General features: G+C 42.2%; 11 protein-coding genes. 6 read left to right on the plus strand and 5 right to left on the minus strand.

Going from position 1 to position 12,088, the window contains the following annotated elements; genetic code table 11:
- The first annotated feature begins 7 nt into the window (after positions 1-7).
- The 4 genes from NQU59_RS06505 to NQU59_RS06520 all read left to right on the plus strand — a co-directional run bounded on the left by NQU59_RS06505 (position 8) and on the right by NQU59_RS06520 (position 5,260).
- On the plus strand, positions 8-580 hold the full coding sequence (locus NQU59_RS06505) for an O-antigen ligase family protein (protein WP_257065358.1): 573 nt from the start codon (positions 8-10) through the stop codon (positions 578-580).
- Positions 581-836: 256 nt separating this feature from the next.
- Positions 837-2,885, plus strand: coding sequence for a zinc piracy TonB-dependent receptor ZnuD (gene znuD, locus NQU59_RS06510; protein WP_257065359.1), 2,049 nt, complete (start codon positions 837-839; stop codon positions 2,883-2,885).
- A 79-nt stretch (positions 2,886-2,964) separates the two neighbouring features.
- Positions 2,965-4,428, plus strand: a complete 1,464-nt coding sequence (locus tag NQU59_RS06515) for a phospholipase D family protein (RefSeq protein WP_257065360.1) — start codon at positions 2,965-2,967, stop codon at positions 4,426-4,428.
- 25 nt (positions 4,429-4,453) lie between these two features.
- Positions 4,454-5,260 carry a hypothetical protein gene (locus NQU59_RS06520; RefSeq protein ID WP_043971037.1) on the plus strand — a complete coding sequence of 269 codons (807 nt, stop codon included), beginning with the start codon at positions 4,454-4,456 and terminating at the stop codon, positions 5,258-5,260.
- Between the two features lie 76 nt (positions 5,261-5,336).
- Here the strand turns inward: NQU59_RS06520 and NQU59_RS06525 are convergent, their stop codons facing one another.
- On the minus strand, positions 5,337-5,774 hold the full coding sequence (locus NQU59_RS06525) for a hypothetical protein (protein WP_026040138.1): 438 nt from the start codon (positions 5,772-5,774) through the stop codon (positions 5,337-5,339).
- A gap of 179 nt (positions 5,775-5,953) precedes the next feature.
- Here NQU59_RS06525 and NQU59_RS06530 point away from each other — a divergent pair, with 179 nt between their 5' ends.
- Together NQU59_RS06530 and NQU59_RS06535 are read left to right on the plus strand one after the other, a co-directional pair.
- On the plus strand, positions 5,954-6,445 hold the full coding sequence (locus NQU59_RS06530) for an RcnB family protein (RefSeq protein ID WP_043971035.1): 492 nt from the start codon (positions 5,954-5,956) through the stop codon (positions 6,443-6,445).
- Between the two features lie 153 nt (positions 6,446-6,598).
- A complete protein-coding gene (locus tag NQU59_RS06535; RefSeq protein ID WP_257065361.1) occupies positions 6,599-6,970 on the plus strand; it encodes an RcnB family protein in 372 nt (123 codons plus the stop codon).
- A gap of 41 nt (positions 6,971-7,011) precedes the next feature.
- On the opposite strand, the gene NQU59_RS06540 is transcribed toward NQU59_RS06535, so the two are convergent.
- From NQU59_RS06540 to NQU59_RS06555, 4 genes are all read right to left on the minus strand, one after another.
- Entirely contained in the window at positions 7,012-7,509 is a 498-nt protein-coding gene (locus NQU59_RS06540) for a phosphate-starvation-inducible protein PsiE (protein WP_005244229.1), read from the minus strand.
- Between the two features lie 122 nt (positions 7,510-7,631).
- On the minus strand, positions 7,632-9,413 hold the full coding sequence (locus NQU59_RS06545; protein ID WP_005244226.1) for an acyl-CoA dehydrogenase C-terminal domain-containing protein: 1,782 nt from the start codon (positions 9,411-9,413) through the stop codon (positions 7,632-7,634).
- A gap of 162 nt (positions 9,414-9,575) precedes the next feature.
- Positions 9,576-11,378 (minus strand): acyl-CoA dehydrogenase C-terminal domain-containing protein, encoded by a 1,803-nt coding sequence (locus NQU59_RS06550; protein ID WP_005244225.1) that lies wholly within the window; start codon positions 11,376-11,378, stop codon positions 9,576-9,578.
- A gap of 311 nt (positions 11,379-11,689) precedes the next feature.
- Positions 11,690-12,064 carry a hypothetical protein gene (locus tag NQU59_RS06555; RefSeq protein WP_005244222.1) on the minus strand — a complete coding sequence of 125 codons (375 nt, stop codon included), beginning with the start codon at positions 12,062-12,064 and terminating at the stop codon, positions 11,690-11,692.
- Positions 12,065-12,088: the final 24 nt, after the last annotated feature.

Consider the following 12,088-nt stretch of genomic DNA (forward strand, 5'->3'; position numbering starts at 1 on the left):
GAGGAACTTGGTTAATTGTTCCTTTTTACTTTTATTTTTAATATTGTTTTACTATAAAACTCAGAAAAAAGCTTTTATTTGTTGGCGGAGCATTTTTATTTTTGTAATTATCAATGCCATTATTCCGAACTCTCCGTTGTTTAGTCGTCTCGATGATTTTCAAAATGATAAAAATGCAATAGAAAATCAAAGTTATCAAAATAGTACCGGTGCAAGATTGGTGATGTGGGAGAATGCAATTGAATTGTTTGAAAAACACCCTCTGATCGGGGTCAGTGCCTATGGTGTTGAGCAAGAGCAATGTCGCCTAGCAGAGCAAGGGATTTTACCTAGTTGTTTCCAACATAAGCATAATATTTTCTTTCAGGATTTAGCTGCAAATGGTTTGATCGGTTTAATGGGGCTTATTATTTCATTACTTACTCCGCTGATGTTTTTCTTTTCTCAGTTTTCTAGCAGAAACGAATTGGTTCGAAATTTGGCACTCGCAGGATTTTTATTTGTTTTTTCATTCTTTCTGAGTGGATTGACAGAATATTATCTGTTTTTCCCTTATGTCACTTATATTTTCTTTTTATAACAGCAAGCTTGATGAGTTTTATCATATTGAAAAATATGAAATAAATTGTGATGAAATCAACCGATATGTCGAAGGATAATGTCGGTTTTTCTAAAAAGTGTTGGTTAACTTGTCATAGCATAGTGTTGAAAAATGACTATTCATGGAATCATGGAGAAGTTGTGTGGCAAATGTTTTTATGAGACGGTTTCTTATTGCAAAATAAATGAAATGTTATAATATTACAATGTAGCAAACAACTGATTTGAGACATGGTATGTCATTTTCCAAAAATATTCTGACCTTATCTATTTTAGCTGTTGTATCTGTGTCCACATTTGCAGCAGAAACTGAACAGGTTTCAACCCTAGATACAATTCGAATTAAAGCACATCCACTTGAGCAAACCTCTAAAGATTTTGCGGTTGCCGATACGGTTGTGGACCAAAAACATTTACAGCAAGGGGCCGTAACCATTGGTGACGCACTGAGTAGTGAGCCTGGTATTTATTCCAATCAATTCGGTGCTGGGTCAAGTCGTCCTGTGATTCGCGGTCAGGATGGTCCACGTGTGAAGGTTCTACAAAACTCTTCTGAAAACATTGATGTATCTACCTTGTCTCCAGATCATGCGGTGACGGTTGATCCAGCATTGGCGAAGCAGGTCGAAGTGATCCGAGGGCCATCAACCTTATTGTTTGGTGCTGGAACGGTCGGTGGTTTAGTCAATGTTACGGACAGTAAAATTCCAACGCAAATGCCTGCAAATGGTTACGAGGGGAATGTTGGATTACGCTATAACACGGGTAGCGATGAAAAACTGGCCACCGCTGGTGTCACGGTTGCTTTAGGCGATCAGGTGGCTTTACGTGTGGAAGGTTTAAATCGAGAAGCAAATGACTACATTGCACCAGACTATTTCCATGAAGGTGAAAAAGAGCGTCGTGTAGGCAATACTTTTGCTAAAGGTGAAACGGTGAATGTCGGTTTATCCTGGATTTATGACCGTGGTTTTACAGGAATTTCATATAGCAATCGTCAAGATAAATATGGTTTACCAGGCCATAGCCATGAATATGAAAGTTGCCATTTACATGGTTTAAGCTTGCATTGTGGAGATCATGATCATAATGACGGGAATGATCACAGCCATGATCACGCAGATGAGTCTGGTCCTTGGATCGATTTAAAATCTGAGCGTTATGATGTGCGTACTGAACTAAACGATCCATTTGCGGGTTTTAAAAAGTTACGTGCTCAAGCCAGTTATACCGATTATAAGCATGATGAAATTGAAGAAGGCACGATTGCTACGCGCTTTAAAAACAAGGGCTATGATGGGCGTCTGGAATTGGTACACAATCCCCTCGGTCCTTGGGAAGGTGTGATTGGAACCCAATATGGTCAGCAAAAACTGGAACTCACGGGTGAAGAAGCGTTCTTGGCACCAAATACCACCAAGAAGTGGAGTGTTTTCGCCTTGGAGCATGCTCAATTTAATGATGTACATGTGGAAGTCTCAGCACGTGCAGACCAGCAAAAAATTGATATTGATGACTCATCGAAAAAAGATTTCAGTGGTTCGGCCTTTTCTGTTTCAGGTGCCGCCAACTGGGAATTTGCACCGAACTATAAACTTTCATTGGTAACTTCACATCAAGAACGTTTGCCTTTGGCACAAGAGTTATATGCGAATGGCGGACATTTTGCGACCAACACCTATGAGTTAGGTGATGATCAATTGAAGAAAGAGAAGTCTAATAATGTGGAATTAGGCTTCCATTATGACGATAACAAGTTTGACTATCATGTCCATGTATATCACAACTGGTTTGATGACTATATCTACGCACAAACTCTAGACCGCTATAAAGATTTCCGCTTGGTGAAATATACACAAGATCAGGCACGTTTCTACGGTGCCGAGGCTGAGGCTGGCTATCAAATTTCGCCAATTTATAAAGTTGGTGTATTTGGAGACTATGTTCGTGGCAAGATCGACAATGAAAATGCACCAAGAGTACCAGCAGGCCGTCTAGGTACCAAAGTAAATGCGGACTTTGGTGATGGTTTTAGTGGTTCAGCGGAATATTATCATGTGTTCCAGCAAGACAAAATTGCAGCCTATGAGACGGATACCCAAAGCTATAACATGGTGAATCTGGGTGTGGCATATACGGGTAAATATAGCAATGTTGGTGATTACCGCGTATTCCTGAATGCGAATAACCTGCTTGACGATCAGGTTTATCAACATGCATCGTTCTTGTCGACGATTCCGCAAGTGGGCCGTAACTTTACCGTTGGGGTAAATTTTAACTTCTAATTTTTCACTTAAATCTTATTGAAAAATCAAAGTATAAGCTCTAGCCTTAGTACATTAGGCTAGGGCTTTTTTTGTTTATATGCGTATCTTCCAACGAATTCATCGGAAATTAAACTGGTCAGGTCGTCGTTACATGGCAGTCATATTGTGTATTTTTGCGATTGGATACATTGCTTCGGCAATTTATCACACGGTAAAACCCCTCCCGAAAGGGCTGGATTTTACGGGTCAGTTGCGTCATGCCAATGTGAAGTTTTTGGCGGATCAGACTTATATTGATACGCAAGGTCAACAGCAGGTTGATCAGCATATTTTCAAAGAAGTTTTCCAGTTGATCGATCAGGCACAAACCACGATTGTGCTGGATATGTTCTTGTTTAATCAGGAAGTCGGAAAGTCCAAAGTCAAACAGTTTCCTTTGATGCAAGAATTGACGGATGCCTTGGTTGTGAAGCGTCGTTTGCATCCAACGATTGAAATTGTGGTGATTACCGATCCGATTAACTCGGTTTATGGCGGTATGACACCTCAGCATTATCAGCAGTTACGTCAGGCGGGGGTAGAAGTCATCGAGACGGATTTAAAACCGCTCCGTGCCTCGAATCCACTCTGGTCAGGTTTCTGGTATATCTGTTGCCAGAACTTGGGGAATAATCCAGAAGGGGGATGGTTAAGCAGTCCATTTGGCAAGGATAAAGTGACTTTGCGTAGCTATTTGGAACTCTTTAATTTTAAAGCCAATCATCGTAAAACTTTGGTCGTGGATACGGTGGACGGCTGGAAAAGTTTGGTAACTTCAGCCAATCCACATGATGGTAGTTCGCATCATAGCAATGTGGCGTTGGTGGTGGATGGCCCAACCGCGATTGATATACTGCAAACCGAACAAGCAGTGGCCAATATGTCTAATGGCTCTAGTCCATTTGTGATCATGGGCGGGCTGGCAGAAGATAAAAGCTTACCTCAAGTCCAAGTGCTGACTGAAAAGGCCATTTATGAGGCTGTCTTAAAGATGATTCAGACTGCGAAAAGTAAAGAGCATCTGGATATGGCCATGTTCTATTTGTCGGCACGCAATATCATTGATGCGCTGAAGCTAGCACAGCAACGTGGTGTCAATATTCGCATCATGATTGATCCGAACAAAGATGCGTTCGGTCTGAAAAAGAATGGTATCCCAAATCGTCAAGTGGCTTCGGAACTCCATGCCGCTGGCATTCCAATTCGTTGGTGTGACACGCGTGGCGAGCAGTGCCATAGCAAAATGCTGTTGAAATATAATGCGCAGCAAGCAGAAATTATTCTGGGTTCAGCCAACTTAACTGCACGGAATTTGAAAAATTATAATCTTGAGACTGATATGCGGGTGATTGGTGCAGCACAAGCGCCAGTGTTTAAAGATGCAGGACAGTATTTTGATGCAGCGTGGAGCAATGCCAATGGTCGTCAAATTACGGTTGATTATGCAAAATATGCAGATGAGTCAAAGGTGAAATACTGGCTGTATCGTTTTATGGAATGGTCGGGGTTATCGACGTTTTAATTGAGCAGAGCAGGTGTTCGACGGAATGGCAAAAATTAAACTGACTACTAGGCAGGATCAGCAGCTTGATTTAGCTGTGCATCAACTCCAGCATTATGCTGATATTGTTGAAATTCACAGTTGGGCTGAATTGCTGGAATGCTATCTGAGCCTGAAACAAGACGTTTATCCCAAAAAAGTGTTTCTGATTCTAGATGATGCAGCACAGGCAAAATATACCTCGATGCATGCAGTTGAGGATGACCGCTTGTATGTTGATTTTAGTGATGATCTGAACGGGATTGAGGTTGGTGATCCAAGTTGGGAACAGACCTATCAAAATGTTTGTGTACCCAAGCAATTGCGGCATTATCTTCAACAGTTGAGTGATCCAGCCCATCAGCTGCGCTTTGAAAACTTTGCTGAGAAAATGCAGCATTACGATGAAAGTGATTTAGAGGCGATCATTTATTTTAATCAAAATCTATTGATTTCAATGGAGAGTGTGATTGAAGTGAAAGTCGCGGATGTTGAAACCGAAGCACTGAAATTGGCGATGTTACCGAACGGTTATTTTTCTTGTGATTTTGATCCATTTGAAAACTTTGCCATCATTGGAAAAATGCAGCACTATGGTTTTGAGTTTATCGGCCTCGGGGCGGCTTTATTGGGGTGGATCAAAACATCAGCGTTTAAAGTGAATACGATTGATGACTTGGTTCAGGATCTTGCTTTGATTTACCCTTTAGATATTTCTCATCAGGAAAAAATAAAAGCCCTGATTTTAAAAAATGATTATCTGATTTTACCTTATTCGGAATCACCACAAGAGTATTTGGGCTACGACTTATAGTGCTTCACAGCCGCATCTCAACGAGCTTAGGTATCATTGATCATTAAGCTCGTTGAAAAGATGACAAGTCTTCAGATCAAGGGCTCGGAGGAATCAACTGATCCAAATCCTTATCGGCCAATTGCTCAAGTTCGCTTAAATCTGTTTTGATTTTCCACTGAGTTTCATCTTCGACTGGATTGGGTAAACGGGCTTCTAGCCAGTCACAGACCACATCTGGTGTGAATTCTGGATGATTACACTGGATTACCCACGCCAAGAAATCTTTAGCTTCACCGTTCATGTACGGGGGAGGAGACACGGGAAAGAACTGAGTGGGTAAACGTTCATTGGTGGATAAATAATTGAGGACGTGCCCGAGTTCTTGAACCGTTTGCCATGCCAGCGGATGCTCAACATCAATGTTGAATTTAAACCACCACGCATGTTGACCATCTGCACCATGCGCAACGATACGAGATTCTTGTACGCTGGGAACTTTACAGAAAAATTGATAGAGACGATCAAAATTCATTTCAGCCACAGATGTTGCCTCAAAACCAAAAAATTGATTTTAGCATATCTAATGATGGCTTTAGGCAGCTGCTGTTTATCAATGCAATGCAACAGCTGATCTGAAAAAATATTATTACAACATCAGTGCTGGTTTTTTATTCTAAAATAAAAACATACTCTGATTTTAGGGAGATCATGATGATGCAATCTAAACGCTATATTTATGGCTTAGCGGTTCTATTGGGCTTTCTGCCTGTGATGAGCTATGCAGATAATGCATGGGGTGGTTATCGTGGCGTAGAACGTCACTCTTCTCATCAAACCTCATCTTCCTATCAGCCACCTGCACAAGATCCATTCGCATTCTCGAATCAGCGTGATACGCCAACAGCACCGCCAAAAGGCTATTATTATCAGCCCAATCAAAATAACTATTATCCTCGTCCGAATCACCGTCCTGGTGTGCGTGTTGAATATTATCCAGAGACACAGTATGAGCGCAGTTACCGAAGCGGCTCCTTTGTGGTTGGCAATGAATTACCCGGTCAATTCAGGAATGAACGCTATATCGTTCGGGACTGGGATTATTATTCATTACGTGAACCGCCGCGCGGTCGTCATTGGGTGATGGTGGATGGACGTTATCTTTTGGTGACGGATGATAGTTTTACTATTGAGATTATTCGCTGATTTTAAATCATTTTCTTATATTTAGGTGGTTGATAACTCTCCATAATTTCTTGGATTTCATTACAAAGTTTTGCAATGTGACAGGTTTTATTCATGCTTTCTCCTAGAGTTTTTCTTAATCTGGTTTCAGATCGAAAAATAGAGGATCAAACAATGAAAAAGACAGCGGTGTTATTGGTATCGACTTTAATGCTCGGTATATCTGCTTCGGCAATGGCAGATTCAAATCGTTGGAGTCATGATTATAAAGATCGTTACGATCAGCGCTATGATCGTTATGACCACCGTTATGATCATCGTGAACAACCACGTTGGTCGAATGGAGATCGTGGTAAGCATTATAGTCAATATATTAATTTTAAACGTGGTGAGCGTTTACCTTCCGAGTTCCGTAATAACCGCTATATCGTCTCAAATTATCGCTACCATCGTTTGTATGAGCCACCGCGTGGTTATAACTGGATGCAAGTACAAGGCAAATATGTACTGGTTGATTCCCAATATCGTGTCTTCCGCGTAGGATAAGATCGCGAATAAAGAAAGCAGGCCAAATGCCTGCTTTTTATTTATGCCAGTTCGTCATCTTGTGGTCGAGGTGTTTTATTGGAAGGCAATTGTTGTTCCTGATCTTTGCCCCGAATCACAGAAGGGTAGTTCCATGATGCAAAACGAACCACCAAAATCGCCACCGCTAAAATTAAGATCGAACCTGTGGTGATGACTAAATCCATCGAGGCTTTATGGTTATGCTGAATATCGGCGATCAACAGGCGAGTGAGGGCGGTAATCGCGACATAAATCAAAAAGCGCACTGGCATATGGTTGGTCTTGAAATAAATCCCCACCATGGCGCCGAGTTCTAAATAGATAAATAAGAGTAAGATGTCATCAATGCTGGCGTACTGTTTCACCGTCAGAATTTCGATCACGGTATGCACGGCTGACCATGCAATCATACAGCCGATAATAAATAAGGCTAAATAATGAAAGGCTTCAACCGCATAGTGACCGAAGCGGTCGAATAGGCGAGATAAACCTTCAAGTTTCTCTTTAGGGTTCGACATAGCGATTCAGATGCTCAACATGATTATTAGAATATTATGCAAGTTTTATGCTGATTTTATTATAGCGATAAAAAAAACTGCCTCAACCAAATGGCCGAAGCAGTTTTTATGACCAAGCTAAATTAAGCTTGATTGGTGAAGTAATCTTCGCTGAAGTTCATGATCAAGTCAGAACCCGCTTTGATCTTCGCTAAACGCGCATCAATTTCAGGCAGGATACGGTCTACAAAATATTGTGCCAAAGCCAGTTTGTTTTGGTAGAAATCACCAGACTTGTCTTTAGCCGCGGCAGCAATTTTCGCAAACATATAGGCGAAGCTGAGTAGGCCGACTGCATGTAGGTAATCAACCGCAGCAGCATTTGGGAAATCTACGTTTTCAGCTGCTTGCTCAATAATGAACTGCGTGATCGCTTCGATTTCAGTGGCTGCGTCTAAAGTTGCATCTTTAATAAAGTTCAAGTCCGTATCTAAATCATTGGCAAAGTCACGAATCTCTGTGATGTATTCTGCGATGAATGCACCACCACATTTAATGGTTTTACGACCAATTAAATCTTGAGATTGAACGCCGTTGGTTCCTTCGTAAATTTGAGCAATACGAAGGTCACGGATACATTGTTCCATACCCCATTCACGGATATAACCGTGTCCACCGAAGACCATTTGTGCATCTAGAGTTGCTTGGAAAGCCGTGTCAGTCAAATACGCTTTTGCAATTGGTGTTAATAAGGCAACGCGGTCGTTGGCTTTCTTCACGGCTTCAGCATCAGTCGAGAATTTGGTAATATCCAGTTGTTGACCGACATATACTGCAAATGCACGAGAAGCTTCGTTGTTGGCACGGACATTGAGCAACATACGACGTACATCACCATGTACTAAAATGCTATCCGCTGGCTTGTTTGGTGATTGAACGCCAGACGCGCTACGACCTTGTAAGCGGTCAGTCGCATATTGTGCTGCATTTTGATAAGCAAATTCAGAAGCCCCAAGACCTTGAATACCCATCGACAAACGTTCGTAATTCATCATCACGAACATCGCTGCAAGACCTTCATTTTCTTTACCTACGAGGTAACCTTTAGCACCATCAAAGTTCATCACACATGTTGCAGAGGCTTTGATGCCCATCTTGTGTTCGATTGAGCCTGGGCCAACCGGGTTACGCTCACCTAAAGAACCATCTTTATTGACCAAGAATTTCGGTACGATGAATAACGAAATACCGCGTGAACCCGCAGGCGCATCCGGTGTTTTCGCAAGAACAAGATGAATGATATTCTCAGCGAGGTCATTATCACCGCCAGTGATGAAGATTTTAGTACCGGTAATGTTATACGTACCATCTTCATTACGTTCAGCTTTAGTTTTGATGATCCCTAAATCCGTACCCGCATGTGGTTCGGTTAAGCACATGGTACCTGACCATTCACCAGAGTAGATTTTAGGTAAATAAGTTTCTTTTTGCTCTTGTGATGCATAGCTGTTTAAAGCCATACCTGCACCCACAGAAAGAAGCGGGTAGAGCATGAATGATGGGTTGGTCGCGAATAACATCTCATCAGACAGGACAGTCAGCATTTTTGGCATGGCCTGACCACCCCATTCTTCGTCCGCACCTAAGCCGATCCAACCGCCTTCAGCGTATTGACGGAATGCTTCTTTAAAACCTGCCGGGGTGAAAACTTCACCATTTTCCCAACGTGCGCCTTCTTCATCACCCGTACGGTTTAACGGATGTGTCACGTTTTGGGCAAACTTCGCCATTTCTTCTAAAATTGCTTCAGCTGTTGCAGCATCTACATGAGCCAGTTTCTCATTAGACTGCCAGAATTGTTCTGCTTTAAATACATCATTCAAGATGAATTTCATGTCTGCTAAAGGCGCATTGTAAATTGGCATAATCGTTCCCTTCTAGGCACAGTGTTATGTGCAAAGTGATCAAATAAAACGAACAAATAAATTGAATGGTATCAATTTAGCATTGATTAAACAAAAAAAGGACGGTCAAAACTGACCAGTCCTTTTTCTGTGATGAACGTTGCATCTCATTCTAAACTATGTTTAGAAAGCGAAGTGTTCCGCATCAAGTTCAAACAATGGCGCAACGCCAGTTGAAAGTACGTCTACATGTGAGCGAACACGTGGCAAGATCTTCTTGAAGTAGAAACGAGCTGTGGTGATTTTCGCATTGTAGAAGTCAACATCAGTCGTACCTTCAGCCAATTTCTCTTGCGCAACAAGTGCCATACGCGCCCATAAGTAAGCAAGCGTGACATAACCTGCGAAGTAGAGGTAATCAACTGCAGCTGCACCCACTTCATCTGGATTCTGCATCGCACGCATACCGATTTGCATGGTGATATCGCCCCATTCTTTGTTGGCAGCAGCCAATGGCGCAATGAATTCTTGCATTGCCGCATTGTCTTTGTTTGCTTCAACAAATTTATGGATGATCTTGGTGAAGTCTTTCAACATTGCACCTTGAGTTTGCAATACTTTACGACCTAACAAATCAAGCGCTTGAATCTCGGTGGTACCTTCGTACAAGCAAGCAATACGCGTATCACGTACGATTTGCTCCATACCGTGTTCAGAAATGAAGCCGTGACCACCAAAGACTTGTACACCGTGCTTCGCAGATTCAGAACCCGTTTCAGTTAAGAATGCTTTTGCAATTGGCGTTAACAAAGACAAGATGTTGTCAGCAAACTTACGCTCTTCTTCAGTGGCACCTTTTTCAACGATGTCTGCGTATTGAGCCAATAAATAAACTAGTGCACGACCACCTTCAGCAAATGATTTTTGCGTTAAAAGCATGTTGCGAACAGCAGGGTGAACGATAATTGGATCAGCTTCTTTTTCAGGTGCTTTAGGACCAGAAAGAGAACGCATGGCTAAACGGTCTTTCGCATAAGCCAAAGCGCCTTGGAAAGACGATTCAGATGCAGATAAACCTTGAACCGCTGTACCAATACGTGCTGTGTTCATGAAGGTGAACATACAGTTTAAACCACGGTTTTCAGGACCAATCAAGTAACCTTTTGCTTGATCAAAGTTGATCACGCAAGTTGCGTTACCATGGATACCCATTTTGTGTTCAATCGAACCACAACGAACCGCATTACGCTCGCCGATAGAACCGTCAGCATTCACGTGGAATTTAGGCACGATGAATAATGAAATCCCTTTTGTACCTTTTGGCGCGCCAGGTAAACGTGCAAGTACGATATGGATGATGTTTTCAGCCATATCATGTTCACCAGCAGAGATAAAGATTTTCTCGCCAGAGATTGCATAACTGCCATCTGCATTTGGTTCAGCTTTAGAACGGATAATACCAAGGTCAGAACCTGCATGAGATTCAGTTAAGCACATGGTTCCAGTCCAAACACCAGAAACAAGGTTTGGCAAGTAAGTGTTCTTTTGTTCGTCAGAACCGTGATGTTCTAACGTGCGCACCGCACCATGAGAAAGACCTGGGTACATACCCCATGACCAGTTAGCTGTACCGACCATTTCAGAGATCGCAATCCCTAAAGAGTTTGGTAATGCTTGACCGCCAAATTCTTCATCAGCAGAAAGAGATGGGAAACCAAGTTCGATATATTTTTGATACGCTTCTTTAAAGCCTGTAGGAGTCGTTACAACGCCGTCATTCCAAGTACAACCTTCGCGGTCGCCCACTTGGTTTAAAGGAGAAAGTTCGTTTTCGCAGAAATCAGCCGCTGCTTCTAAATATTGATCAACCAATTCACGGCTTACTGTGTCTTGAAATGCAGGAAGTTTCGCGTAATGTGCTTCAGCATTTAATAATTCGTGCAATACGAACTGCATATCACGTAAGGGTGCTTTGTATTGTGGCATAGCGGGTTCCTCAATACTGGTTAAACCAGAGTTATAATCTTAGTCAATGTTTAATGTGCCCAAGAGCACCATTTGGTAACGCTAATCGTGCAACAAGTTATAGTTCGGTACAAGCTTTTGCAGGTCATTTCTTAGTGACTGCGAAGTCAAAGTTTATAGTTCAATCTGCTTAAGCGTGTAGATTGTAGGTGGTTTTCTGGATTTTGACTTAAATTGCAGAGGTAAAATCGTAAGCAGCTGTGTAGTTAAAAATATAGCTTTTATCTCAATGAAAAAAAGGCGCTTGAACAGCGCCTATGAGGAAGAGGGGATTAAGTGGTTGCGTTAGTTTGACGCTTGAATTGGGATTTGTCTGGGGTAAAGCGGACCTCACAAGTCCCTTGAATGACACGATTATTCCATTGAACATTGACACGGTCCCCGATACGTTTACCTTGGCAAGCCTGTTCAATCTGCGCACGTTGAGCCTGATGTTCCTGACGCATTTGTTCACGTTGTTCTAAGCGTTGCTCACGTTTGGCTTGCCATTCAGCACGTTGTTCTGGTGTTAGAGGCGCACGTTGCATATTATGGCGGTGATGATCACGATCCATCGATTGTTCCGCTGGCGCGGTCGATTGACATGCAGCCAAGCCTAAAACAGAACTGAGTAGAGTGGTCATCAATACGATTTTTGTCTTATTCATTGTTTTATCCAGCGTTATCAGTTG

Source organism: Acinetobacter colistiniresistens, from assembly GCF_024582815.1.
GTDB lineage: Bacteria > Pseudomonadota > Gammaproteobacteria > Pseudomonadales > Moraxellaceae > Acinetobacter.

Bases quoted from the DNA above. Each gene is read 5' to 3' on its own strand.
- NQU59_RS06540 (WP_005244229.1), bottom strand. From the start codon at position 7,509: ATGTCGAACCCTAAAGAGAAACTTGAAGGTTTATCTCGCCTATTCGAC.
- NQU59_RS06525 (WP_026040138.1), bottom strand. From the start codon at position 5,774: ATGAATTTTGATCGTCTCTATCAATTTTTCTGTAAAGTTCCCAGCGTA.
- NQU59_RS06545 (WP_005244226.1), bottom strand. From the start codon at position 9,413: ATGCCAATTTACAATGCGCCTTTAGCAGACATGAAATTCATCTTGAAT.
- NQU59_RS06520 (WP_043971037.1), top strand. From the start codon at position 4,454: ATGGCAAAAATTAAACTGACTACTAGGCAGGATCAGCAGCTTGATTTA.
- NQU59_RS06515 (WP_257065360.1), top strand. From the start codon at position 2,965: ATGCGTATCTTCCAACGAATTCATCGGAAATTAAACTGGTCAGGTCGT.
- NQU59_RS06550 (WP_005244225.1), bottom strand. From the start codon at position 11,378: ATGCCACAATACAAAGCACCCTTACGTGATATGCAGTTCGTATTGCAC.
- NQU59_RS06555 (WP_005244222.1), bottom strand. From the start codon at position 12,064: ATGAATAAGACAAAAATCGTATTGATGACCACTCTACTCAGTTCTGTT.
- NQU59_RS06530 (WP_043971035.1), top strand. From the start codon at position 5,954: ATGATGCAATCTAAACGCTATATTTATGGCTTAGCGGTTCTATTGGGC.
- znuD (WP_257065359.1), top strand. From the start codon at position 837: ATGTCATTTTCCAAAAATATTCTGACCTTATCTATTTTAGCTGTTGTA.
- NQU59_RS06535 (WP_257065361.1), top strand. From the start codon at position 6,599: ATGAAAAAGACAGCGGTGTTATTGGTATCGACTTTAATGCTCGGTATA.